The sequence below is a fragment of the Methylobacterium komagatae genome (assembly GCF_042661665.1).
Classification (GTDB): Bacteria; Pseudomonadota; Alphaproteobacteria; order Rhizobiales; family Beijerinckiaceae; genus Methylobacterium; species Methylobacterium komagatae.
On record NZ_JBHSWN010000001.1, the window covers coordinates 2,740,229 to 2,764,018 of the forward strand.

The following is a 23,790-nucleotide window of genomic DNA, read 5'->3' on the forward strand; positions in this document are numbered from 1 at the left end:
AGAACCGCTTGGCAAGCCCCAGCGCCATCCTCGCCCCCGCCGAGATCGCGGAGCGGCTCGCCAGCCACCGGAGCCGACCGGTCGCCATCATCGATATCGGCTCGAACTCGGTGCGGCTTGTCGCCTATGACGGGCTCAGCCGTGCGCCGACGCCGATGTACAACGAGAAGGTGCTGTGCGGCCTCGGGCGGAACGTGTTCACCACGGGCCGCCTGAACGACGAGGCGGTGACGCGCGCGCTTACCGCCCTGAATCGCTTCCGCATCCTGTGCGAGACGATGCGGGTATCGCAGGTCTTCGTCCTGGCGACAGCCGCCGCGCGCGATGCCCAGAACGGCCCGGATTTCCTGCGTGCCGCCGAGGCTGCCTGCGGCTGCGAGATCCAGCTTCTCTCCGGCCGACGAGAAGCCGAACTGTCCGCGCTCGGTGTCGTCTCGGGCTTCCATGCCCCGGATGGCGTCGTGGGGGATATGGGTGGCGGCTCCCTCGAACTCGTGGACGTGCGCGGCACGGTCGTCGGACAGGGCGTGACGATGCCGCTCGGCGGCCTGACCCTGCAGGATCTCTCGGGCGGCTCGCTGAAGAAGGCGGGCAAGCTCGTGCGCGAGCACATGCGCAAGGCCGAGCCGCAGCTCGAAATCCTGAAGGGGCGTACGTTCTACGCGGTCGGCGGCACGTGGCGGGCCATCGCCAAGCTGCATCAAGCGGCACGGGGCTACCCCGTCCACGTCATGCACGGCTACACGGTCGATCCGACCGACGAACTGAGCTTCCTTCAGGTCGTAGAGCAGACCGACGCCGCCCTGCTTCAGGATGTCGAGACGGTCTCAGAAGCCCGCCGCCCGCTGCTGGCCTACGGCGCTCTGGTTCTGGAGGAGATCATCCGGGTGGGTCGTCCCCGCGCCGTGGCGATCTCGGCCTCAGGGGTGCGCGAAGGCCTCCTCTTCGAGCAACTGGATCGCGACACGCGGCAACTCGATCCGCTGATTGCCTCGGCCGCCGAGTTCAACGCCCTCAGGGCACGAGCCCCTCGCCACGGCGAGGAGTTGATTGCCTGGACGGACCATTTCGTAGCGGCCCTCGACGGGCCGGAGACTGCCGACGAGCGGCGCCTCCGTCACGCAGCCTGCCTCCTGTCCGATGTCGGCTGGCGAGCGCATCCGGATTACCGGGGCGAGCAGTCGATCGCCTCGATCCAGAACGCGGCCTTCGTGGGGGTGGATCATCCGGGGCGGGCCTATCTCAGCCTCGCCGTCGCCCTGCGCCATACCGGAGTCGCGCCGGAAAAGGCCAATCAGGTCCTTCGCAACCTCGCCGGGCCGCGCCTGTTCGAGCGGGCCCGCCTGCTGAGCGCGCTGCTGCGGGTCGCCTTCCCGATCACGGCGGGCATGGACGGCGCCTTGCCGCGAGCGCCCCTCACCGTCGAGGACGGGCGCGTGACGCTTCGGCTGCCGCAGGAATGGGTCAATCTGAGCGGTGAGCGTCTTTTGAACCGCGTCCGCGGCGTCGGCCGCATCCTCGGCTTCGACGCACGGATCACCGTAGGCTGAAGGCCGTCGCCTGGGACGGCCGTCAGGGGAGGGGCTCAGCCCTCGGCGGGCTCGCGGAAGTAAGGTTCGACCTTGCCCTTAAGCTTCACGGTCATCGGGTTGCCCGCGCGGTCGAGCGCCTTTCCGGCCGAGAGACGCACCCAGCCTTCGCTGACGCAGTACTCTTCGACATTGGTCTTCTCGGCGCCGTTAAAGCGTACGCCGATGCCGCGCTCCAGCAGGGCCTCGTCGTAGAACGGGCTGTTGGGGTTCGCCGCCAGGCGGTCGGGGGGCGTCTCGCTCATCGCCTCGGTCCGGCTTCCATCTCTTCCGCCGCGCGGAGTGCGGGCGCGGCCCCGCCGTTACGGGATTCCGCTGGCCTGCGCAACGCAGCGAGCAGAGCCGCGATGTCCTCGCTCTGCAACAGGGGCACGAGACGGCTCACCTCGTCCGCCGGCCTGTCCCACCAGCCGGCCGCGACCAGGGCGTCCACGATGTCCGGGGGGAAGCGATGGCGCACCACCCGCGCCGGGTTGCCGGCGACCACGGCATAGGGCGGCACGTCCCGGCTCACCACAGCACGAGCGGCGATGACCGCGCCATGGCCGATCGTGACACCGGACAGGATCATGCAGCCAGAACCGAGCCAGACGTCGTGGCCGATCACCACGTCGCCGCGCGAAACGTGATAATCCTCGGGTGCATCGGCCTCGGGGAATAGGCCGCGCATGGCGGCGAAGGGGTAGGTGGAGCCCCAAGCGAGCCTGTGGCCACCCCCGAGCAGGATCTCGACCTTGTCCGCTATGGAACAATAGCGGCCAATCGTCAGCTTCCGGCCACTTTCGGGGAAGCGAACCTTGGGCCTACCGTAGGAATAGGCACCGATGGAGAATCCGTAGCGCCGCGCCATCCTGGCGAGGTGCAGCCGGGTTTCGTTGTGCGGGTTGCGCCCCCTGCGCAGGCGTTGCAACAGACCCATCAACGCACAGCTCCGCCGGGACGGCGAAGCGCGCATACAGGGCGAGCAGGAGGGCTGATGATGGCCGACAACATGTCCGACGACCTCAAGACTGGGGCGCTCGTCTACCATCGGCTGCCGCGGCCCGGAAAGCTCGAGATCCAGGCGACGAAGCCGCTCGGCAACCAGCGCGATCTCGCGCTCGCCTATTCCCCCGGCGTCGCGGCCGCCTGCATGGCGATCCACGACGACCCGCAGGAGGCCGCGACCCTCACCATCCGCCAGAATCTCGTGGCAGTGCTCTCGAACGGCACGGCCGTTCTGGGCCTCGGCGATATTGGACCGCTGGCGTCGAAGCCGGTGATGGAGGGCAAGGCCGTCCTGTTCAAAAAATTCGCCGGCATCGACGTGTTCGACATCGAGGTCGACCAAAAGGACGTGACCAAGCTCGTGGACGTCGTCTGCGCCCTGGAGCCGACCTTCGGCGGCATCAACCTCGAAGACATCAAGGCGCCGGAATGCTTCGAGGTCGAGGAGCAGTGCCGGGCGCGGATGAACATCCCGGTCTTCCACGATGACCAGCACGGCACCGCGATCATCGTCGCGGCAGCGGTGCTGAACGGCCTGGAACTCGCGGGCAAGAACCTCGAGAACGTCCGCATCGTGACCTCGGGCGCAGGCGCGGCGGCGCTCGCCTGCCTCAACCTCCTCGTGTCGCTCGGCGCCAAGGTCGAAAACATCACGGTCACCGACATCAAGGGCGTGGTCTACAAGGGCCGCCCGGAACTGATGGACCGTTGGAAGGACGTCTACGCGCAGGAGACCGACAAGCGCACGCTCGCCGAAGTGATCCCCGGCGCCGACGTGTTCATCGGCCTTTCGGCAGGCGGCGTGCTGAAGCCGGAATACCTGCGGGAGATGGCACCGAACCCGCTCATCATGGCGCTCGCCAATCCGTACCCGGAGATCATGCCCGATCTCGCCGAAAAGGAGCGGCCAGACGCGATGATCTGCACCGGCCGGTCGGACTTCCCGAACCAGGTCAACAATGTCCTCTGCTTCCCCTACATCTTCCGCGGCGCGCTCGATGTCGGCGCGCACAAGATCAACGAGGAGATGAAGAAGGCCGCCGTGAAGGCGATCGCGGGCCTCGCCCACGAGACGACCTCGGACGTGGTGGCCCGCGCCTATGGCGGCGAAGCCCGGCCCTTCGGTCCGAAGTCCCTGATCCCGAGCCCATTCGATCCGCGACTGATCCTGCGCATCGCCCCCGCCGTGGCGCAGGCCGCGATGGATTCGGGCGTCGCGGGACGCCCGCTGGAAGACATCCAGGCCTATACCGATAGCCTGGATCGGTTCGTCCACCGCTCTGGCCTCATCATGAAGCCGTTGTTCTCCAAGGCGAAGGAGAACCCGAAGCGCGTGATCTACGCCGAAGGCGAGGACGAGCGCGTCCTGCGCGCGGTGCAGGCCATCCTCGAGGACGGTGTGGCCAAGCCCATCCTCGTCGGGCGTCCGCGCGTCGTGGAGACCCGCCTGAAGCGGTTCGGACTGTCGTTCAGCCTCAGCCGCGACGTCGAGTTGATCGATCCCGAGGACGATCCCCGTTACCGGTCCTACGTCCAGACCTATCTCGACGTGGCTGGCCGCAAGGGCATTACGCCGGACGCGGCACGCACTCTCGTGCGCACCAACAGCACGATCATCGGGGCCATCGCCGTGCGCCGGGGTGAGGCCGATGCGCTCATCTGCGGTCTGGAAGGCCGGTTCGAGACACGCCTGCGGATCATCCGCGACGTGATCGGCCTGCAGCCGGGCATCAAGCGCTGGCGGCGATGAGCCTGATCATCACCAACGAGGGCCCGTACTTCCTGGCGGACACCCATGTCCGCCCGGATCCGACCTCCGAGGAGATCGCCGAGATCGCCCAGGCCTGCGCGAACCACGTTTCTCGCTTCGGCATCACGCCGAAGATCGCGCTGCTCAGCCACTCGGATTTCGGCCAATCCGACTCGGCGTCCGCCGTGAAGATGCGCCAGGCCCTGAAGCTGATCGAGGAGCGCGATCCGGGCCTCCAGGTCGACGGCGAGATGCAGGCCGATTCGGCGCTGAACGAAATGGTCCGCGATCGGGTGCTGCCGGGCTCTCGGCTCAAGGGCGCCGCCAACGTGCTCGTCTTCCCGAACCTCGACGCGGCCAACATCGCGTTCCAGTTCGCGAAGGTGCTGGCAGAGGCGCTGCCGGTCGGGCCGCTGCTGATCGGTCCGGCCAAGCCCGCCCACATCCTCACGCCGTCCGTGACGGCGCGCGGCATCGTCAACGTAACGGCTGCGGCGGTGGTTGAGGCTCAATCGGCCGATGAGACCCCGGCCATCGGCGGCGAGGCCGGCGCGGGCATGACGTCCGAGTGATCGGTGGGGACGTCCCGGAGGCTCAGGTCTCCGGGGCTTCCCGTGCGATCCGGTTAGCCGCGAAATCGCGCAGCGCGCCCTGCACAAGCGCCTCGACCTGATCGGCCGACCGCGGCTTGTCGATGACGAGGCTCGTTAGGATGTCCGTGCGGCGCTTGCGCTGCTTTGCCGTGCGGGAATGGTTCGACAGGCGGATGTGCCAGGGGCATTCCGGCCGCTTCAGATAGAAGCTGTCACCGCGCTCGTTACGGGCGGCCATGGCAAAACCTTCCCGCAACAGAAGCCGTGCGGCGAGATCGAGGGCGGCGAGGGGCGAGAGGGGCACGCTCATGGGCCTGCGGGCTCGATCGTGCCGATGGTACGACGCCCGAGGGCGCGGGCCTTCAGGGCCAGAGCAGGCCGCTCGACCGCGTACCAGGAGAAGGCCGCCACCGGCAGCGTAAGGATGAGCGCCGGGGCCAGCAGGGCAAGGCCCGACGGCGTGGGCCAGAGGGCGTGCAGGGTCTGCTGTATCGGCCAACCATACAGATAGATCCCGTAGGACACATCGGCCGATGGGTCGAAGAGCTTCGACGCCAGGGGCCCGAGCGCCAGCCACACGCTGCCATAGGCGGCGGCGAGGAAGAGCAGGGCGGGATAGACCGGCGTGCGCGAGAGGACGAACAAGGCGATGCCGAGGCACAGCATGGCCGGGGCGGACACGCGCAGGCTCGTCCGCCAGAGATAGAGGCAAGCTCCGGCCGAAAAGATCATCGGCAGGCGCAACGCCGTCTCGACGCCCTTGGGCAGAGCCTCGCCATGGAGCCCGACCTGAACCGACAGGGTTACGGCCAGGGCGAAACACAAGAGCGCAACGACCCAGCGACGCCGTAGCAACCCGCACAGGGCCGCAGCGACGACCCCCGCATAGCAGAGCACTTCGTATTTCAGCGTCCAGACCGTGCCGAGCGGCGAGCGGTAGGGGTTGCCCTCGAACACGCCCGGCAGGGCGGCATTGCTCTTAAAGGTCGTCAGCGTGTTGCGCACGAAGGACCAAAGGTTGGGATCCCTCAGATACTCTCCCAGCCCCAGGCGCGTCATCGCCCCGCCGACGAAGAGCGATACGATCAGCGTCGCCGCCACGAGCCCCGGCAGGATGCGGAGAGTTCGCGCCAGCAGGTAATCGCGGATGCCGCGCCGGTCGCAGCTCATCGTCACGAGGAAGCCGGAGACGGCGAAGAACCCGTTCACGGCATGCTCGCCCAGGGTGTAGCCGGTCGTCCGCGCCAGCGGCTCGTCCGTCGCAAGTCCGGTTGCGACGCTGAAGGCATGGGATACGACGACCGCGAGAGCCAGAAGCAGGCGCAGCCCGGTGAAGCCGTTGGGGCCCCGCGAGAGCGCCTCCGCGATGGTGGGCGCGCCTCTCATGACAGGCCCTCACGATCCAGCGCCCCGCAACCGCGCCATGCGGCCCAGGCCCCGGCGACCGAGCCGCCATAGCGCTCGACCCCGGCCCGGCGCAGAACCAGCGCCGACAGGATCGCCTTGGGTAGATTGACGATCACCGTGGAAGGGCTCGGATCCGGCAGGCCGTATTTCCGGCTTACATAGGCCCGCGACCAAGCCAGATGCCAACGTGACCGGAACACGCGACCGGCCTCCGGCGCCGATGATCGACCGCGACCATGCAAGGCGACCGCCCCGTGGACATGGATGAGGGCATGGCCCGCATCGGCCAGCCGACGGCACCAATCGTCATCCTCGTAGAACAAGAAGATCGCCTCATCGAAGCCACCGAGGCTCAAGAAAAGGTCGCGCCTCACCAGGAAACACGCCCCGGAGAGGAAGGGCGCGCAGGCATCGCCCTCAGGCAGATCGAGACGCCCGCCAGGATTGGTCAGGTAGGGCGCGAGCAGCGAGCGCGGCTGATAGAAGTGGCGCCCGTCGGCCTCCACGATCCGGGGAGCGAAGACTCCGGCATCGGGCCAAGCCCGTGCGGCGGTCAGGAGGGCGGTGACGGCACCAGGCTGCAATTCGACATCAGGGTTGATGACGAGCACGTACTCGGCGCTCGCGGCTGCCCGCACGCCGATGTTGTTCGCCCGCCCATAGCCCTCGTTGCGGGCGTTGCGCACGACCCGCGCCCCGGCCGCCTCGGCCACGGCGACGGAAGAATCGCGGCTGGCATTGTCCACGACGATTGCCGGGACGCCTTCCCGCGACAGGGCCGCAAGGCAAGCGGGGAGGACGTCGGCGCTGTCATGCGTGACGACGATGGCCGTGAGTTCGCTCATATCCCCAATCGGCATCGCAAGCCGAGAAAGGCAATCCAGGGTAGCGCAACGTACGCAGATTTCGCGCTGCCCTGGTTTGCTTCACGGCATCCGCGATGCCGGAAGGGATCTCAGGCCTTCTTCTCCGGCAGGTTGAGCCGGATGTGCAACTCGCGGAGCTGCTTGGCCGTCGCCTCGGAAGGCGCGCCCATCATCAGATCCTCGGCGCGCTGGTTCATCGGGAACAGCACGACCTCACGAATGTTCGGCTCGTTGCAGAGGAGCATGACGATGCGGTCGACACCCGGCGCGATGCCGCCGTGGGGCGGGGCGCCCAGGCGCAGTGCATTCAGCATGCCGCCGAACTTCGCTTCCAGCACGTCCTTGCCGTAGCCAGCGATGGCGAAGGCCTTTTCCATGACGTCCGGACGGTGGTTCCGGATCGCGCCCGACGAGAGTTCGACGCCGTTGCAGACGATGTCGTACTGGAACGCCTTGATATCGAGGATCGTCTTCGTGAGTTCGCCCGCTTCGCCATCGGCCGCGAGTTTCTCGACGTCGAACTTCAGAAAGTCTTCCCGGTCGATATTCGGCATCGAGAACGGGTTGTGCGAGAAGTCGACCTTCTTGTCCTCTTCGTTCCACTCGTACATCGGAAAGTCGGTGATCCAGCAGAAGGCGTACTGATCCTTGTCGGACAGGTTCAGTTCGTCGCCGATGCGGATACGTGCCTTGCCCGCGAGGCCGGCGGCCTTTGCCTCGGCACCGGCCGAGAAGAACACCGCGTCACCCGCCTTCACCTTGGCCTTCTCGGCGATGATCGCCTGGACCGGCGCCGGGATGAACTTGGCGATCGGACCCTTGCCGACGAGCTGGCCGCCATCGTCCTCGAACACGACGTAGCCGAGGCCCGGCGCGCCTTCCGAGCGAGCCCAGTCGTTCAGCTTGTCGAAGAACGAACGGGGCTGGCTGCCGGCGCCCGGCGCCGGGATCGCGCGGACCACGCCGCCCGACTTGATCGCGCCCTTGAACGCCTTGAACTCCACCTCGTCACGGGCGAACTCATCGGTCACGTCGGCGATGAGAAGCGGGTTGCGCAGGTCCGGCTTGTCGACGCCGTATTTCAGCATCGCGTCCGCGTAAGTGATGCGCGGGAATTCCTTCGTGACGCGCTTGCCCTCGGCGAACTCCTCGAACACCCCACGGAGCACGGGCTCGACCGCCTGGAACACATCTTCCTGGGTGACGAAGCTCATCTCAATGTCGAGCTGGTAGAACTCACCCGGCGAACGGTCGGCGCGGGCATCCTCATCGCGGAAGCAGGGTGCGATCTGGAAATAGCGATCGAAGCCCGCGATCATCGTCAGCTGCTTGAATTGCTGCGGCGCCTGCGGGAGCGCGTAGAACTTGCCGGGGTGGACACGCGACGGCACCAGATAGTCGCGGGCGCCCTCAGGCGAAGATGCCGTCAGGATCGGCGTCTGAAACTCGAAGAAGCCGCCATCGCGCATCCGGCGGCGGAGCGAGTCGATGATCGCGCCGCGCTTCATGATGTTGGCGTGCAGCTTCTCCCGGCGCAGGTCGAGGAAGCGGTACTTGAGGCGCGTCTCCTCGGGGTACTCGACATCACCGAAGACCGGCAGCGGCAACTCACCCGCCGGGCCGAGCACTTCGAGATCGTCGATGTAGACCTCGACCGCGCCTGTCGGCAGTTCCGCATTCTCGGTGCCGGCGGGGCGGGTGCGCACGCGGCCGTCGATACGGATCACCCATTCCGACCGTACGGCCTCGGCGGCGGGGAAAGCCTTCGAATCCGAATCCACCACGCACTGCGTCACGCCGTAATGGTCGCGCAGATCGATGAAGAGCACGCCGCCATGGTCGCGGACACGGTGGCACCAGCCGGAGAGGCGGACGGTCTGTCCGACTTCGGACGGGCGCAATGCCCCGCAGGTGTGGGTACGGTAACGGTGCATGACGGTTTCTTCTCAGGGGAAGGGCGGCACCATTCACGCGGGGTCTTCCAAGTCAAGCGTGACGTCCGGTCCGCGGCCCCCTCCGTGCCCACGCGGCCGCGGGACGCGGTGGCGTAACGCGCTGAAAATGCGACAAGTCCCGGTGAAATAGCGGGTAGAGCATCCAAGCGCCTCCCCAATTCGCGGGGCCTTGCGTATAGCCGGATCATGGACCTGATCACCGACACCGCCGAACTTCGCGACGTATGCACGCGGCTCTCCGCGCAGCCCTTCGTGACCGTCGATACCGAGTTCATGCGGGAAACGACTTACTATCCGAAGTTGTGTCTCATCCAGATGGCCGCGCCGGACGGCAGCGCCGTCCTGGTGGATCCCCTGGCGCCCGGCATCGACTTGCAGCCCTTCGTGGACCTGATGGCCCATGAGGGTGTGGTGAAGGTGTTCCACTCGGCCCGGCAGGATCTGGAGATCGTGTGGATGCTGGGGCAGGCGCTGCCGCATCCCTTCTTCGACACGCAGGTCGCGGCGATGGTCTGCGGCTACGGCGATTCGGTGTCCTACGAGCAGTTGGTCAACGATCTGGCCAAGGCCAAGATCGACAAGTCATCCCGCTTCACCGACTGGTCGCGGCGCCCACTTTCGGAGGCACAGCTCGCCTACGCCCTGTCGGACGTGACCCACCTCGTGAAGATCTACGAGGCCCTCGTCGCGGAATTGCTGCGCACGGATCGCGGTGCGTGGCTCGACGAGGAGATGGGTGTCCTCACCTCGCCTGAGACCTATCAGGCCGATCCGAACCAAGCATGGCGCCGCCTCGCCGGGCGTATGAGGAAGCCGCGCGAGATTGCGGTGCTGATGGAAGTCGCCGCCTGGCGGGAGCGGGAAGCGCAGTCGCGCAACGTCCCACGCGGGCGCGTGCTGAAGGACGAGGCCGTCATCGATGTCGCGTCGGCCGCCCCCCGCAGCGTCGAGGCGCTCGGCCGCCTGCGGACCATCCCCGCCGGGTTCGAACGCTCGCGCACCGGCACGGACATCCTCGCTGCCGTGGCGCGCGGTCTCGCCAACGACCCCAGCGAGATCGCCATGCCCGAGCGCGCGCGCCGCTCCGGCGGGAACGGTGCCTTGGTGGAACTGCTGAAGGTGCTGCTGAAGGCGGTCTGCGAGGCGGAGGGCGTGGCGCCCAAAATCATCGCCACCGTCGATGACCTCGAAGCCCTGGCGGATGACGACGAGGCGCAGGTGCCCGTGCTCCAGGGCTGGCGCCGGACACTGTTCGGCGAGAAAGCGCTTGCCCTCAAGAACGGTCGCCTCGCACTGTCGGCTCGCGGCAACCGGATCGTTGTGCACGATCTCGGCGACAGCGCGGACTGACACTGTAGCGGTATTCGCCAACCGAGGCAGTGACAGACGACGCGTGCGGGATTAAGTGGCAATCGGTTTGCCGCTTTTCCCTGGCCCAGTCGCGCGTATGTCCGAGCCCGAGGACGGTCCCAACATCCATGTCGGTCGCGGCATCGTGTTAGCCGAGGGCTGCGAGTCCGTGCGCGTCCGCTATCGCATCGTGCTCGACAAGCGCGCCGACGGCCCCGCCGCCACCGGCACTTTAACCGGTCGGCATGCTGGCCTCTTTCCCATCTGGCTCGAACCCGACGCCCAACTCCGCGTGAAGAACGGGCGCAGCTTCGCGATCTCCCTCACCGATCTCGTGGGCGACGTCGCCGAGTTCGAATCGACCGGACCGGTCCCGGAACTCTGAAGCCGACTCCGTAGCCGGACGATTCTAAGAACCTTTTAGAATTCTACACCCTGCACCCCGTGCGGATGGGCCTCGCTTGCCAAATGATCCCGGCCCTGACGGCGCCACCGTGCGGCGAGACGGCGCAATCCACTCACAATCTACGGCATCATTGTGCAGCAGGGTTCGGCGGCTCGCCCGCCGCTTCGTTGCGCTGCGGCAGGACGCAAGCCGGCAGACCGGAAATAGCCTAAGAATACTTTGCCGCGATAAATCCTAGACAAAACAACAGGATTGGCGGACGCGCCCACTCGGGGGACTCGACGAACCCCATCCGGGCGATCGCAAGCGAGGGCAGCGCAGCGCGAGATTGTGCGCAGCAGCAACTAAGCCGTTTTCACAGCTTCGAAACCATGAGCCGTCCACCGACCGTCGCAGGGCTCAAAGTCCGTGTTGACGGCGCTCAAAAATCTCTTAAGGTCCATCCCAGCTTCGGTTTCGAGGGGGCCGCCTAAGGGGATGGGCGGCTTCTGGCGGGGGATCTCTAGAAGATCTCCGTCACCCAACTGCCCGCTATCGAGGCTCTATCCCTGTTGCGAAAGAGTCAGGGTCTAAGTTTGTCTGGTTCTGCCCGCGTGGCCGTTCTGGAAACTTACTAATGACTTGTCGGAGGAATCCATGAGAGCGGTACATCTCCTTGCCCTCGGGGCAGGCGTTGCGGCCGTCGCCACGCCGGCGCTCGCCAATGACAGCGTTCTGAAGAGCATCGCCAACCCGGCCGAGCAGGCTCTGCAGACCGTTGATTACGCTAACACGCGCTTTTCGAAGCTCGACCAAATCAACAAGGACAACGTCAAGAACCTCCAGGTTGCCTGGACGTTCTCGACCGGCGTCCTGCGCGGCCACGAGGGCGCTCCGCTCGTGATCGGCAACGTCATGTACGTGCACACGCCGTTCCCGAACATCGTGTACGCCCTGGATCTGGACCACGACGCCAAGATCCTCTGGAAGTACGAGCCGAAGCAGGATCCGTCCGTGATCCCGGTCATGTGCTGTGACACGGTCAACCGTGGTCTGGCCTACGCCGACGGCGCGATCCTCCTGCACCAGGCCGACACGACGGTCGTCTCGCTCGACGCGAAGACCGGCAAGGTCAACTGGTCGGTGAAGAACGGCGACCCGTCCAAGGGTGCGACCAACACCGCGACCGTTCTCCCGGTCAAGGACAAGGTCATCGTCGGCATCTCCGGCGGCGAGTTCGGCGTGCAGTGCCACGTCACCGCCTACGACCTGAAGACCGGCAAGATGGTGTGGCGCGGCTTCTCGGAAGGCCCGGACGACCAGCTCCTCGTCGACCCGGAGAAGACCACCGAGCTCGGCAAGCCGATCGGCAAGGACTCTTCGCTGAAGACCTGGGAAGGCGATCAGTGGAAGACCGGCGGCGGCTGCACCTGGGGCTGGTACTCCTACGACCCCAAGCTGAACCTCGTGTACTACGGCTCGGGCAACCCCTCGACCTGGAACCCGAAGCAGCGTCCGGGCGACAACAAGTGGTCGATGACCATTTGGGCGCGTAACCCCGACACGGGCGTCGCCAAGTGGGTCTACCAGATGACCCCGCACGACGAGTGGGACTTCGACGGCATCAACGAGATGATCCTCACGGATCAGAAGGTTGAGGGCAAGGACACCCCGCTGCTCACCCACTTCGACCGTAACGGCTTCGGCTACACGCTGAACCGCGACACCGGCGCCCTCGTCTCGGCCGAGAAGTTCGATCCGGCCGTCAACTGGGCGTCCAAGGTCGACATGGACAAGTCGTCCAAGACCTACGGCCGTCCGCTCGTCGTCGCCAAGTACTCGACCGAGCAGAACGGTGAGGACGTGAACTCCAAGGGCATCTGCCCGGCGGCCCTCGGCACCAAGGACCAGCAGCCTGCTGCCTTCTCGCCGAAGACCAACCTGTTCTACGTTCCCACCAACCACGTCTGCATGGACTACGAGCCGTTCCGGGTGACCTACACCCCGGGCCAGCCCTACGTCGGTGCGACCCTCTCGATGTACCCGGCTCCGAACTCCCACGGCGGCATGGGTAACTTCATCGCTTGGGACGGCGTGAACGGTAAGATCAAGTGGTCGAACCCCGAGCAGTTCTCGGTGTGGTCGGGTGCTCTCGCCACCGCCGGTGACGTGGTGTTCTACGGAACCCTGGAAGGCTACATCAAGGCTGTCGACGACAAGTCCGGTAAGGAGCTCTGGAAGTTCAAGACTCCGTCGGGCATCATCGGCAACGTGATGACCTACCAGCACAAGGGCAAGCAGTACGTGGGCGTCCTCTCGGGCGTCGGCGGCTGGGCGGGCATCGGCCTTGCGGCCGGCCTGACCGACCCGAACGCCGGTCTCGGCGCGGTGGGTGGTTACGCGGCTCTGTCGCAGTACACCAACCTCGGCGGCCAGCTGACCGTCTTCGCTCTGCCGAACTAATCGGCCGCGGTCTGTAAGTGATAAAGGATGCCGGCGCGGGTTTCCGCGCCGGCATCTTTATGATTAGGATGCTTTCAAGGGGTCTCTGCCCGAAGGGAGACGGAAAGACCTCGACATAGGGAGACAGGTACGTTGCTTCACCTCAGCACTCTCATTACGCGGCCCGTTCTGGCCGCCCTCGCCCTAGCGACCGTTTCCGCGGTCGCCGTACATGCTGAGGATGCCAAGTCAGACCCCGCTCTCGCGAACTCGATCAACAAGGACGACAAGACGTCCGAAAGCGAGCCGGAGCTTCTCAAGAAGAACGCCGCCGTCAAGGTCGAGGACGGCAAGTATCTCGATGCAGAGGGTCATCCGACCTTCCACATTACCGATAATGGCAAGAAGCTCGACTGGTACAGCTACTCCGGCTACCGCCGCTATCACGCTGAGTGCCACGTCTGCCACGGCCCGGACGGCATGGGTTCGACCTACGCCCCGGCCCTGAAAGACTCGCTGAAGCACCTCTCTTATGAGGAGTTCATCGGCATTCTGGTTGGTGGCAAGCAGGACATCAACGCTGCTGAGCAGAAGGTCATGCCTGCCTTCGGCGATAACAAGAACGTCATGTGCTACTCGGACGACCTCTACGTCTACCTGAAGGCGCGCGCCTCCGGTGCTATCGGCCGCGTTCGCCCGAACGAAAAGGAAGACAAGCCCGAGGCCGCCAAGAAGCACGAGAAGGAGTGCATGGGCAGCTAATGGCCCAAGCACGCAAGCTTGCGATCCTCTGCGCCCTGTCGATGACGGTGGCGCAGGGGGCTGTCGCGCAGCATCTGCCGGATACCGTCACCACCGACGTTCTGCGTGTCTGTGGTGACCCCGGCAACATGCCGTTCTCCGAGCGTAAGGAAGACGGCTTCGAAAACAAGATCGCCGCGATCATCGCGGACGAATTGAAGATGAAGGTCCGCTATTATTGGCTGACCCAGGGCCCGGGCTTCGTCCGCAACACCCTCGGCACCGGCCTGTGCGACATCATCATGGGTCAAGCCTTCGGCAGTGACCTCGTCCAGACCACGAACCCCTACTACCGCTCGACCTACGTTCTCGTGACGCGCGCGGGTGAGTTCGATGGCGTGACGGGGCTCGACGATCAGCGTCTCAAGGGAAAGAAGATCGGCGTCGTCGCCGGTACCCCTCCGGTCAACCGCATGGGTGATCTCGGCCTCATCACGTTGATGAAGGCTTATCCGCCCTACGCCCTTGATCCGCAGCGGAAATTCCAGACCGTCTCGGCCGAGGTAATCGGTGATCTCGCTGCTAAGGAGATCGATGCCGCCGTGCTGTGGGGACCGGCCGCCGGCTGGCTCGCCAAGCAGAGCGGTACGCCGATGAGCGTGGTGCCTCTGCTCAAGGAGCCGGAGCGTCCGCCGATGGCCTATCGTATCGCCATGGGTGTGCGGATCGGCGAGAACGACTGGAAGCGCATTCTCAACAACGCCCTGCGCAAGCGCAGCGCGGACATCGAGAAGGTTTTGCGCGAGTTCGACGTGCCTCTTCTCGACCAGGACGAGAACAAGCTCCAAGCACCGGGCGAGCGCTGAACGCGCTCGTCCCTCGCGGTGAGGAAGGCGGCTAGCGCCCCTTCCAGTCCGGCGAGCGCTTGCCCAGGAAAGCTTCCATGCCTTCGCGGAAATCCTCGCTCATGTAGCAGAGCAGGATCAGGTCATCGCCGGGACGCGGCGCGCCCTCAGGCAACGTCTCCTCTTCGGCGAGGCGACGCAGGCCTTCCTTGGTCGCCTGCATGGTCAGCGGGGCATGGTTGGTCAGCAGGGTGGCCAGGGTGTCGACACGCTCGGTCAGCGCTGCCGCATCCTCGACCACCTCTCCGACAAGCCCAATGGCCAGCGCTTCCTCCGCGCCCACGAGCCGGGCTGTGAAGATGATGTCCTTCACGCGCGCCGGACCGATGAGGTTCGATAGCCGCTTGAGGTTCGCCTGGGACAGGCAATTGCCGAGCGTGCGGGCGATCGGGAAGCCGAACCGCGCGTCGCGGGTCGCGATCCGTAGATCGCACGAGGCCGCTATGGCCGCGCCGCCGCCCGTGCAGGCACCGGCGATGGCGGCGATGGTCGGCACGCGAAGCCGCTCCAGCCCGCCGAGCACCTGATCCATGAATCGCTCGTAGCCGAGCGCATCCTCGGCCGTCTCGAACGAGCGGAACTGGGCGATATCGGTGCCTGCGGCGAAGGCCTTCTCGCCCGCGCCCGTGATGATGAGCACCTTCACCGAGGGATCGGCCGCGATGTCTTCGCAGCAGGCGATCAGCCCGCGATACATCGCGAAGGTGAGGGCGTTGCGTGCTTGCGGCCTGTTCAGGACGATGCGGGCGATGCCGGCCTCGTCCTTCGTGAACAGCAACTCGTCGGTCGGGGCGTGAGCGTTCATCCGGGGCCTCCGCTTATCGGGATCAGGCGCGGGTTTCGCGCACGATGCCGCGGGCGATCAGATCATCGATCGCGGCCTCATCGTATCCGGCTTCCGCGAGGATGGCACGGGAATGCTCGCCCAGCAGTGGTGCGGGCCCATGGACGCGACCGGGCGTCTCCGAGAATTTCACGGGCAAGCCGAGAGTCTTCATTCGGCCCACTCGGGAGTGCTCCACTTCCACGACCATCTCGCGCGCCAGCGTCTGCGGGTCACGGTGCATGGCGTTCACATCGAGCACCGGCCCGGCTGGCACACCCTCGGCTTCGAGCCGACCGAGCCAATCCTGCGAACTGCGCTCGCGGAAAGCTGGGGCAAGGGTCGCCGCCAGGACCTCGCGATTCGCCATGCGGTCGCGGTTCAGGGCGAAGCGCACATCCTCTGCCAAAGCCTCCATCCCGACGGCCTTCAGCATGCGCAGCCAGTTGGTCTGGTTGGCGGCGCCGATGGTGATCCAGCCATCCGCCGTCTCGAACGCTTCGTAGGGGGCGTTCAGCGGGTGGGCCGAGCCCATCGGGCCGGGGGCGACACCGGTCGCCATGGCAATCGCCGATTGCCAGTAGGTATGGGTAATGCCTGCCTCGAACAGTGAGGTATCCACGACCTGTCCCTGGCCGGTCTTCAGACGGCGTGTATAGGCCGCGAGCACGCCCATGGCGGCGAGGATCCCGGCGGTGATGTCGGTGACGGGCGGACCGCACTTCATCGGCGGGCGTCCCGGCCCCTCACCGGTCACGGACATGAGCCCGCTCATGCCCTGTGCGACGAGATCGAACCCCGCCCGGTCGGCATAGGGGCCGCTACGGCCAAAGCCGGAAAGCGAGCAATAGACGAGGCCAGGAAACTCATCGCGCAGGCTCTCGTAGCCGAGGCCGAGGCGTTCCATCGTGCCCGCGCGATAATTTTCGATCAGCGCATCGGCCTTGCCGAGCAGCCGCCTCAGCACGGCGACACCCTCCGGCGATTTCAGATCGAGGCTTAGGCCGCGCTTGCCCCGGTTCATCATCATGTAAGCCGCGCTCTCGCCGTCGAGGGCGGGAGGCACGGTCCGGCGCGTGTCGTCACCGTCGAGCTTTTCGACCTTGATGACCTCCGCGCCCATGTCGGCGAGCATCAGCCCGCAAACAGGACCTGCCATGATGTGCGCGAGTTCAATCACCCGCATGCCAGCCAGGGGGCCGTGACGTTCGCTCGCAGCGCTGGCCATGGCACTACTCTCCGGCAGGCATACCGGCGACCCGGCCGGTCGGCTCGACCGGCGGATCCACGAATTCACGCTCGGGATGCATCGTGAAGGCGAGGACCGCACCAAGCAAGCACAGGCCGATGGAGCCGATGAACGGCAGGGTCCAGCTTCCCGTCCGGTCGACGATGAATCCGAACACGATGGGTGAGACGATCGCCGCCACCGCAGAGCCGGTGTTCATCAATCCGCTCGCGGTGCCTGCGTATTTCGGGGCAATGTCCATGGGCACGGACCAGATCGGGCCGATGATCAGCTCCGAGAAGAAGAAGCCTGACGAGAGGAGCAGGGCAACCAGGGTGAGATCGCGGGTGAAGAACACTCCGGTCAGGCTCGCGGCGGCGCCGAGAAAGCCGACCACGATCACCGAGAGCCGGGCGAGCTTCACGTTACCGGTCATGTGACCGATCTTGTCGCTCGCCACGCCGCCGACCGTGTCGCCGACCACGCCCGCGAAGAACACGCCGGAGGCGAACAGTGCCGAGTTCTTCAAATCGAGCTGGTAGCTCTCCTTGAAGAAGGTTGGCAGCCAGCCGAGGAACAGCCACAGGGTCCAGCCGTAGCAGAAGTAGGTGATCGTCACCGGCAGGATACGGCGGGTGAGGGCGCCCCACGGCACGCTCTGGCGTACGCCGACCTTGCGCGGCTCCGGCAGCGTCTCGAGTTCCTTCTTCGTGATGGCGGGGTGATCCGACGGGTCGTCGCGGAAATACAGATACCAGATGACCACCCACGCGAAGCTCGCGACGCCGAGCACGTAGAAGCTCACGCGCCAGCCGAAATGGTAGATCAGGAAGGCCACGATCGGCGGGGCGACGGCGTTGCCGAACCGGGCGAAGGCATGGGTGATGCCCTGGGCGAAACCGCGCTTGCCCGGCGGCGTCCAATTCTGCATCGCGCGGGTCGCGGTGGGGAAGGTCGCGCCCTCGCCGAAGCCGAGAAGCACACGGGCGAGGAAGAGGCTCACCAGCCCGCCGACCATGCCGGTGAGCACCGTGGCAAGAGCCCAGATGATGCCGCAGATCATCAAGGTCCGACGGGCGCCGAATCGATCTCCCACCGATCCGCCGATGACCTGGAAGATGGCGTAAGGATAGGCGAATGCCGACAGCATCAAACCGAACTCGGTCTTTGACATGCCGAGGTCGTGCATCATCACCGTGCCGGCCGTCGCCAGGTTCACCCTGTCGAGGTAGGTGATGAAATACATGAGGCAGAGCAGGCCGAGCACACCATTGGTGGCGCTCACGCGCTTCATCATCGCCCAATCCTCCCAAGCGACGGCCGCGGACTTTTCGTCCGTCGTGCCGAATGCCGTCCCATCCCTCGGGGCCGGGCGGCATTTCTTATACGTTATTCAATCTGGTCTTCACGTCCTTGGCAACAGCCTATGAGCGCTCGGATCGAAGCGGAAGGCACCGAAACGCGAACGGGGGCCGCGAAGGCCCCCGTCCAGTCCTAATTGCGATGGCGTGCTTCAGGCAGTCGCGGTCTGAAGCTTGCCGTTCTGCTCGGTGGAAGCGGCCGTCAGTGCCTTGCCGCGCGGTCCGACCCAGGAGCCGACCCAATTGCGCTGCCACAGGGCAAGGCAGCCCAGCACCAGAGCGGCGAAAGCGGCGTAGATCACGAAGCCGGTCGCGAAATGCCCGGTATATTGCTTCGACAGACCCATCACGTTCGGCAGGATGGCGCCGCCCAGTGCACCGATCTCGCCGATCATCGAGCCCGCGACGGCCGTGTTGTTCGGCCACCGCAGGGGCACCAGCTGGAAGAGCGCGCCGTTGCCCGCGCCGAGAGCCGCGAAGCAGAACATGAACAGAATGGTCGTAGCCGCGAGCGAGGGGTTCACGGTCAGGGCGAGGAAGGCCGCCACCGCCGCCAGCAGCACCACCGAGAGAACCGCCACGCCGCCGAGCTTGTCGGCGAAGTAGCCGCCGACGATGCGGATGCCCGATCCCATCAGGGCGGCGAGCATCGTGAGCCGCCCGGCCTCCACCTTCGTGACCGAGAACTGCTCGTAGAAGAAGGTCGGCAGGAAGTTCGACAGGCCGATGAAGCCGCCGAAGGTGATGATGTAGATGAGCGAGAAGGCCCAGCCGTCCTTCGTGAACAGGCAGGAGATATGGTCCTTGAAGGACTGGCCATGGCAATCCGGCGGCTCCTTCGCGAGCGCGATCATCACCGCGATCGGCACGAGCATCACCACGCCCGCGAAGCCGTAGACGGCCTGCCAGCCGTACATCTGCGCCAGCGGCGGTGCGAACAGCACGGCGAGCACGGTGCCGGAATTGCCGGCACCCGCGATGCCCATGGCGAGGCCCTTGTGCTCCGGCGGGAACCAGCCCGAGCCGAGCGAAAGGGCGACGCCGAAGGAGGCGCCCGCGATGCCGAGCAGCACGCCCATGGCGAGCACGTCGTTGTAGGAGGAGACGAAGAAGAAGCCGTAGGCCATCGCCAGGACGATGACGCCCATCTCGGTGAGAGCGGCGTTCTTTCGGCCGATGTATTGGGCGAGGACGCCTAGCGGGAAGCGCATGATCGCGCCCGCCAGGATCGGCAGGGAGATCATGAAGCCGGTCTGGGCCGGGGTCAGCTTGTAGGTCTCGGTGATGAACGGGCCCATCGCGCCGTTCAGCACCCAGATCGCAAAGCAGAAATCGAAATAAAGGAACGCCGCAAACAGGGTCGGGGGGTGGCCCGACTTCATGACTGTCTTGAAGCTCGCCATGGGTGAGGTGCTCGTTAGAGTTTGCAAGCCGCGACGCGGCCGCACATGCCGGGGATCCGGACTCACACCGTCCGCTCTGCGAAGCGCCGTTGCTCCGCGCGCCGCAACAGAGGCGGCCCATCCTGCTATGCACGGCGCGTGCCAGCCATCACGGCGGTGAGCACGCCGGGTTCCTGCCGCCGAACGAGGCAAGCGTGGCGTGCAACCGGGCGCAGGTGGAATTTCGCGCGGCCCTTCGGGATTAACTTGCTGCACACATGCAACAGGCGGCCGGAAAGCCTAATTCCGGCGCACACGCGGGGCGGGTATGGCATGGCCGCGCTTGGCGGCAGCAGAGCGGGTTTGTAAATCTCGCGGAAGCTTGACCGGATAGCCGGTGGCCGATCCCACCAGCGTCCGCACTCGTCTTTCAGGAAGACCGACTATGTCCGCCCCGTTCCGCCTCCTGCTACTCGCTGGCTTCGCCGCCTGCGCGACGGCCGCGCCCGCTCTCGCACAGACCCGCACAGCCGCTGTCGATGCGCGTGTCGATCCCGATTTCGACCGGCTCTACCAGGACCAGAACGGTGCCTATTACCTGAAGCGCGGCGAGCGCTACGTGCCTTACAGCGGACGCATCGAGTTCGGCCGCGCCGTATTCGACCGGCAGGCCACGCCCGCCGCTGCCGCGCCGGTTCCGGCCCCCGCCGTGCAGGCTCCGCCCGCCCGGCAAGCCGCACTGGTCCAGCCCGAGGCGTCCGGCGATCCGGCCCTGTCCCCGATCGAAGCCGCCAAGGCCAAGGCCGTTCTCCGCACGCCCGATAACGGCCCGATCGACTACGCGAAGGCCTACGGCCCGATCGAAGACGACGTCTTCCCCGTCCGCGCCTTCGACTACAAGAAGATGAGCCCGGCCTACCTCCGGCAGGAGATCGCCTATAACGGCCCCTACGAGCCCGGCACGATCATCGTGGACCCGCGCGCCCATCAGCTCGACCCTCGTGCAGGAGGGCGGTCGCGCCCGGCGCTACGGAGTCGGCGTCGGCAAGCAGGGCTTTTCGTGGTCCGGCACGGCGACCGTCAATTCCAAGCAGGCCTGGCCCGATTGGTATCCGCCCAAGGAGATGATCGCCCGCAGCCCGAAGCTCGCCAGCGAGGTCGACAAGCTCCAGAGCGGTCTCGGCGTGTCCGGCGGCCTGCGCAACCCGCTCGGTGCCCGCGCCATGTATCTCTGGCAGGGCAACAAGGACACGCTGTTCCGCATCCACGGTACCCTCGAGCCCTTCTCCATCGGCAAGAGCGTGTCCTCCGGTTGCATCCGCATGATCAACCAGGACGCCATCGACCTGTTCAGCCGGGTGAATGTCGGCGCGAAGGTCGTGGTGCTGAACTGACGTGATCGAAGGGGCGCTCAGCGTCCCTTCAATTCTGTTTCGTTCGCAATGACAAAGGGGTTCAGCGCGCCAATTCCGCGACGAGCGCGTTGAGCACGGGAGCCCCGGCGGCGGTCGCGGCGATGCGTCCATCGGGCTTGGCGCTGAGCAGTCCATCCTGCACCAGGGCCGCGATCCTCCCGGTATCGAGCGGCCGGCCCTTGAGGGCGGCATAGCGGGCCGGGTCGATGCCCTCGGTCAGACGCAGACCCATGACGAGAAATTCGTCCGCCTGCGCGGGGGCGTCGAGGGTCTCCGTCTCCGAAATGCCGTGTCCGTCAGCCTCGACACGGGCGAGCCATGCCTCGGGCGTGCGCTCGGTCACGGTGCCGATCCGGCCCTCCGCCGTGACGAGACGGCCATGTGCGCCCGGGCCGATGCCCGCATACTCGCCGTATCGCCAGTAGAGCAGGTTGTGCCGCGCCTCCGCGCCCGGACGGGCGTGGTTGGAAATCTCGTAAGCCGGAAGCCCGGCCGCCTCGCAGACTTCCTGTGTCACATCATAAAGCGCGCGGGACACGTCATCGTCGGGCGTGACCAGCTTGCCTGCGGCGGCGAGGCCATAGAACGGCGTTCCCGGCTCGATGGTCAGTTGGTAGAGCGACAGATGCTCGGCCGCCCGCGCGATCGCCTCGTTCAACTCGGCCCGCCACGCGGCGGGGCTCTGCTGGGGGCGGGCGTAGATCAGGTCGAACGAGGTGCGTTCGAACGTGCTCTGCGCGATGGTGATTGCCGCGAAGGCTTCCTGCGCATTGTGAAGGCGTCCGAGAGCTTTGAGAGAGGCATCGTCCAGCGCCTGGACGCCGAGCGACACGCGATTCACCCCGGCGGCCCGGTAACCCCGGAAGCGCCCGGCCTCGACGCTCGATGGGTTGGCCTCCAGCGTGACCTCAGCGCCCGACGCGATCTGCCAGTGCCCGGCCACGGCATCGAGAAGGCCCGCCACCGTCTCAGGCTTCATCAGCGATGGGGTGCCGCCACCGAGAAAGATGCTCGTGACTTCGCGCCCCGGCACGCGGGCGGCGACATGGGCCATCTCGGCGCGGAAGGCCGAAAGGAAGCGTGCCTCGTCGACGCCCGCATGGCGAACGTGGCTATTAAAGTCGCAATACGGGCACTTGGCCGCGCAGAACGGCCAATGGAGGTACACCCCGAACCCGGCGTCGCGGGTAGGGTGGTCCGGGATGGTAGCGGTCAAGTCCGGCCCGTCGGTGCAAGGCATTCTCGGGCGAGGTCCACGAAGGCCCGCGCCCGGTGGGACAATCCCTTGCCCGATTGCCAATCGACGCCGTGCTTTTCCTCGGCGGTCATCTCGCCGAACGTGCGATCATGGCCTTCCGGCTTGAACAGCGGATCGTAGCCGAACCCCGCAGTGCCGCGCGGCTCCACGAGATCGCCGAACACCCGGCCCTCGAACAATTCCGTATGGCCATCGGGCCATGCAAGGACGAGGGCGGAGACGAAATGCGCCTTGCGGTTCGTCGCCCCGCGCGTCTCCAGCTCGGAGAAGATCCGGGCCATCGCCCCGGAGAAGTCCTTGGCCGGCCCGGCCCAACGGGCGGAGAAGATACCCGGCGCCCCATCCAGGGCATCGACACACAGGCCGGAATCGTCGGCGAAGGCCGGGAGGTTCGTGGCGCTGGCGGCGGCATGTGCCTTGATCGCCGCGTTCTCGGCGAACATCGTGCCGGTCTCATCCGGCTCCGGCAGGCCGAGTTCGCCTGCGGAGACGGCTTCGATGCCGAACGGCGCCAGAAGCTCGCGCATCTCCGCGAGCTTGCCAGCATTATGGGTGGCGATGACCACCTTGCCGGTGAGTTGGCGCCTCATGCGATGGCCTCTTTCTGCAAGGCGACGAGCCGCTCGGTCCCCGCGCGGGCCAGCCGCAGCATCTCCAGAAGCTGCGCCTCGGTGAAGGGCTCGGCCTCGGCGGTACCCTGCACCTCGACGATGCCGCCCTTGCCGGTCAGGACGAAGTTCGCGTCCGTATCGGCGGCGGAGTCCTCCTCATATTCGAGATCGAGGACGGGGGTACCCTTGTAGATGCCGCAGGAGACGGCAGCGACGTGGTCGCGCAGGGGATCGACCGAGATCATGGAGCGGCTGCGCATCCAGGCGAAGCAATCGTGCAAGGCGACCCAGGCGCCGGTGATGGCAGCGGTACGGGTGCCGCCATCGGCCTGGATCACATCGCAATCCACCGTGATCTGCTTGTCGGGGATCGCCGACAGGTTGGTGACGGCGCGGAGGCTGCGGCCGATCAGCCGCTGGATCTCCTGCGTGCGACCGGACGGCTTGCCGGAATTCACTTCTCGGCGGGTGCGCTCATGGGTGGCGCGCGGCAGCATCGAATATTCGGCGGTCACCCAACCCCGGCCGGAACCGCGCAGCCACGGCGGCGCGCGCTCTTCCAGGGAGGCGGTGCACAGCACCTTGGTGTTGCCGAAACTGACGAGGCAGGAGCCCTCGGCATAGCGCGCGACGGCACGTTCGAGAGTCACGGGCCGCAGCGCGTCGGCGGCACGGTTGGATGGCCGCATGCGAGGCCCTTTCCATATGAGAGAGATGGGCGGGGCTCATAGGCCGCACCGTC

At 66.2% G+C, this 23,790-nt stretch carries 19 protein-coding genes and 2 pseudogenes; 8 read left to right on the forward strand and 13 right to left on the reverse strand.

From position 1 onward, the window contains the following. Positions 1-8: 8 nt before the first annotated feature. Positions 9-1,550 (forward strand): exopolyphosphatase, encoded by a 1,542-nt coding sequence (ppx, locus tag ACFQE0_RS13390; protein ID WP_378970334.1) that lies wholly within the window; start codon positions 9-11, stop codon positions 1,548-1,550. Positions 1,551-1,585: 35 nt separating this feature from the next. Here the strand turns inward: ppx and ACFQE0_RS13395 are convergent, their stop codons facing one another. Both ACFQE0_RS13395 and ACFQE0_RS13400 read right to left on the reverse strand, forming a co-directional pair. After that, a complete protein-coding gene (locus ACFQE0_RS13395) occupies positions 1,586-1,834 on the reverse strand; it encodes a DUF3297 family protein (protein WP_378970337.1) in 249 nt (82 codons plus the stop codon). Continuing rightward, positions 1,831-2,499, reverse strand: coding sequence for a CatB-related O-acetyltransferase (locus tag ACFQE0_RS13400; RefSeq protein ID WP_378975470.1), 669 nt, complete (start codon positions 2,497-2,499; stop codon positions 1,831-1,833). Before ACFQE0_RS13400 ends, ACFQE0_RS13395 begins: the two co-directional genes overlap by 4 nt. 69 nt (positions 2,500-2,568) lie before the next feature. Here ACFQE0_RS13400 and ACFQE0_RS13405 point away from each other — a divergent pair. Then, positions 2,569-4,898, forward strand: a pseudogene (locus tag ACFQE0_RS13405) (NADP-dependent malic enzyme). Between the two features lie 22 nt (positions 4,899-4,920). Here ACFQE0_RS13405 and ACFQE0_RS13410 read toward each other — a convergent pair. The 4 genes from ACFQE0_RS13410 to aspS all read right to left on the reverse strand — a co-directional run bounded on the left by ACFQE0_RS13410 (position 4,921) and on the right by aspS (position 9,126). After that, on the reverse strand, positions 4,921-5,229 hold the full coding sequence (locus tag ACFQE0_RS13410; RefSeq protein ID WP_378970339.1) for a hypothetical protein: 309 nt from the start codon (positions 5,227-5,229) through the stop codon (positions 4,921-4,923). Then, positions 5,226-6,305 carry an acyltransferase family protein gene (locus ACFQE0_RS13415; protein WP_378970341.1) on the reverse strand — a complete coding sequence of 360 codons (1,080 nt, stop codon included), beginning with the start codon at positions 6,303-6,305 and terminating at the stop codon, positions 5,226-5,228. Before ACFQE0_RS13415 ends, ACFQE0_RS13410 begins: the two co-directional genes overlap by 4 nt. Then, positions 6,302-7,171: a glycosyltransferase family 2 protein gene (locus ACFQE0_RS13420; protein ID WP_378970343.1), complete on the reverse strand. Its 870-nt coding sequence runs from the start codon at positions 7,169-7,171 to the stop codon at positions 6,302-6,304. Before ACFQE0_RS13420 ends, ACFQE0_RS13415 begins: the two co-directional genes overlap by 4 nt. Positions 7,172-7,281: 110 nt before the next feature. After that, positions 7,282-9,126: an aspartate--tRNA ligase gene (aspS, locus tag ACFQE0_RS13425; protein WP_378970345.1), complete on the reverse strand. Its 1,845-nt coding sequence runs from the start codon at positions 9,124-9,126 to the stop codon at positions 7,282-7,284. A gap of 207 nt (positions 9,127-9,333) precedes the next feature. Between aspS and rnd the strand changes: the two genes are divergently transcribed. From rnd to xoxJ, 5 genes are all read left to right on the forward strand, one after another. Next, positions 9,334-10,497, forward strand: a complete 1,164-nt coding sequence (gene rnd, locus ACFQE0_RS13430; protein WP_378970348.1) for a ribonuclease D — start codon at positions 9,334-9,336, stop codon at positions 10,495-10,497. A 97-nt stretch (positions 10,498-10,594) separates the two neighbouring features. Continuing rightward, complete coding sequence (locus ACFQE0_RS13435) at positions 10,595-10,882, forward strand: hypothetical protein (protein WP_378970350.1); 288 nt, start codon at positions 10,595-10,597, stop codon at positions 10,880-10,882. 657 nt (positions 10,883-11,539) lie between these two features. Next, a complete protein-coding gene (xoxF1, locus tag ACFQE0_RS13440; protein WP_378970353.1) occupies positions 11,540-13,345 on the forward strand; it encodes a lanthanide-dependent methanol dehydrogenase XoxF1 in 1,806 nt (601 codons plus the stop codon). A gap of 132 nt (positions 13,346-13,477) precedes the next feature. Next, positions 13,478-14,086, forward strand: coding sequence for a c-type cytochrome, methanol metabolism-related (locus ACFQE0_RS13445; protein WP_378970356.1), 609 nt, complete (start codon positions 13,478-13,480; stop codon positions 14,084-14,086). Continuing rightward, on the forward strand, positions 14,086-14,931 hold the full coding sequence (gene xoxJ / locus ACFQE0_RS13450; protein ID WP_378970358.1) for a rare earth element methanol dehydrogenase accessory protein XoxJ: 846 nt from the start codon (positions 14,086-14,088) through the stop codon (positions 14,929-14,931). Before ACFQE0_RS13445 ends, xoxJ begins: the two co-directional genes overlap by 1 nt. A 31-nt stretch (positions 14,932-14,962) precedes the next feature. On the opposite strand, the gene ACFQE0_RS13455 is transcribed toward xoxJ, so the two are convergent. From ACFQE0_RS13455 to ACFQE0_RS13470, 4 genes are all read right to left on the reverse strand, one after another. Beyond that, positions 14,963-15,775: an enoyl-CoA hydratase/isomerase family protein gene (locus ACFQE0_RS13455; RefSeq protein WP_378970361.1), complete on the reverse strand. Its 813-nt coding sequence runs from the start codon at positions 15,773-15,775 to the stop codon at positions 14,963-14,965. 22 nt (positions 15,776-15,797) lie between these two features. Beyond that, a complete protein-coding gene (locus tag ACFQE0_RS13460; RefSeq protein ID WP_378970363.1) occupies positions 15,798-17,021 on the reverse strand; it encodes a CaiB/BaiF CoA transferase family protein in 1,224 nt (407 codons plus the stop codon). Between the two features lie 4 nt (positions 17,022-17,025). Further along, complete coding sequence (locus ACFQE0_RS13465; protein ID WP_378970366.1) at positions 17,026-18,318, reverse strand: MFS transporter; 1,293 nt, start codon at positions 18,316-18,318, stop codon at positions 17,026-17,028. Positions 18,319-18,534: 216 nt separating this feature from the next. Then, a complete protein-coding gene (locus tag ACFQE0_RS13470) occupies positions 18,535-19,785 on the reverse strand; it encodes an MFS transporter (protein ID WP_378970368.1) in 1,251 nt (416 codons plus the stop codon). Positions 19,786-20,209: 424 nt separating this feature from the next. On the opposite strand from ACFQE0_RS13470, the pseudogene ACFQE0_RS13475 reads away from it, so the two are divergent. Next, positions 20,210-21,158: pseudogene (locus ACFQE0_RS13475) on the forward strand (L,D-transpeptidase). Between the two features lie 61 nt (positions 21,159-21,219). On the opposite strand, the gene hemW reads toward ACFQE0_RS13475, so the two are convergent. Genes hemW through rph form a run of 3 tightly spaced genes read right to left on the reverse strand, consistent with a single transcriptional unit; the run spans position 21,220 to position 23,737 of the window. Continuing rightward, on the reverse strand, positions 21,220-22,419 hold the full coding sequence (gene hemW, locus ACFQE0_RS13480) for a radical SAM family heme chaperone HemW (RefSeq protein ID WP_378970370.1): 1,200 nt from the start codon (positions 22,417-22,419) through the stop codon (positions 21,220-21,222). Beyond that, a complete protein-coding gene (gene rdgB / locus ACFQE0_RS13485; RefSeq protein ID WP_378970372.1) occupies positions 22,392-23,027 on the reverse strand; it encodes an RdgB/HAM1 family non-canonical purine NTP pyrophosphatase in 636 nt (211 codons plus the stop codon). The genes hemW and rdgB overlap by 28 nt, the downstream gene beginning before the upstream one ends. After that, on the reverse strand, positions 23,024-23,737 hold the full coding sequence (rph, locus tag ACFQE0_RS13490; RefSeq protein ID WP_378970375.1) for a ribonuclease PH: 714 nt from the start codon (positions 23,735-23,737) through the stop codon (positions 23,024-23,026). The genes rdgB and rph overlap by 4 nt, the downstream gene beginning before the upstream one ends. Between the last annotated feature and the right edge of the window lie 53 nt (positions 23,738-23,790).

Coding starts and splice junctions, on each gene's coding strand:
- ACFQE0_RS13395 (WP_378970337.1), bottom strand. CDS start 1,834: ATGAGCGAGACGCCCCCCGACCGCCTGGCGGCGAACCCCAACAGCCCG.
- ACFQE0_RS13410 (WP_378970339.1), bottom strand. CDS start 5,229: ATGAGCGTGCCCCTCTCGCCCCTCGCCGCCCTCGATCTCGCCGCACGG.
- ACFQE0_RS13415 (WP_378970341.1), bottom strand. CDS start 6,305: ATGAGAGGCGCGCCCACCATCGCGGAGGCGCTCTCGCGGGGCCCCAAC.
- ACFQE0_RS13420 (WP_378970343.1), bottom strand. CDS start 7,171: ATGAGCGAACTCACGGCCATCGTCGTCACGCATGACAGCGCCGACGTC.
- aspS (WP_378970345.1), bottom strand. CDS start 9,126: ATGCACCGTTACCGTACCCACACCTGCGGGGCATTGCGCCCGTCCGAA.
- rnd (WP_378970348.1), top strand. CDS start 9,334: ATGGACCTGATCACCGACACCGCCGAACTTCGCGACGTATGCACGCGG.
- ACFQE0_RS13435 (WP_378970350.1), top strand. CDS start 10,595: ATGTCCGAGCCCGAGGACGGTCCCAACATCCATGTCGGTCGCGGCATC.
- xoxF1 (WP_378970353.1), top strand. CDS start 11,540: ATGAGAGCGGTACATCTCCTTGCCCTCGGGGCAGGCGTTGCGGCCGTC.
- xoxJ (WP_378970358.1), top strand. CDS start 14,086: ATGGCCCAAGCACGCAAGCTTGCGATCCTCTGCGCCCTGTCGATGACG.
- ACFQE0_RS13455 (WP_378970361.1), bottom strand. CDS start 15,775: ATGAACGCTCACGCCCCGACCGACGAGTTGCTGTTCACGAAGGACGAG.
- ACFQE0_RS13460 (WP_378970363.1), bottom strand. CDS start 17,021: ATGGCCAGCGCTGCGAGCGAACGTCACGGCCCCCTGGCTGGCATGCGG.
- ACFQE0_RS13465 (WP_378970366.1), bottom strand. CDS start 18,318: ATGATGAAGCGCGTGAGCGCCACCAATGGTGTGCTCGGCCTGCTCTGC.
- ACFQE0_RS13470 (WP_378970368.1), bottom strand. CDS start 19,785: ATGGCGAGCTTCAAGACAGTCATGAAGTCGGGCCACCCCCCGACCCTG.
- hemW (WP_378970370.1), bottom strand. CDS start 22,419: ATGCCTTGCACCGACGGGCCGGACTTGACCGCTACCATCCCGGACCAC.
- rdgB (WP_378970372.1), bottom strand. CDS start 23,027: ATGAGGCGCCAACTCACCGGCAAGGTGGTCATCGCCACCCATAATGCT.
- rph (WP_378970375.1), bottom strand. CDS start 23,737: ATGCGGCCATCCAACCGTGCCGCCGACGCGCTGCGGCCCGTGACTCTC.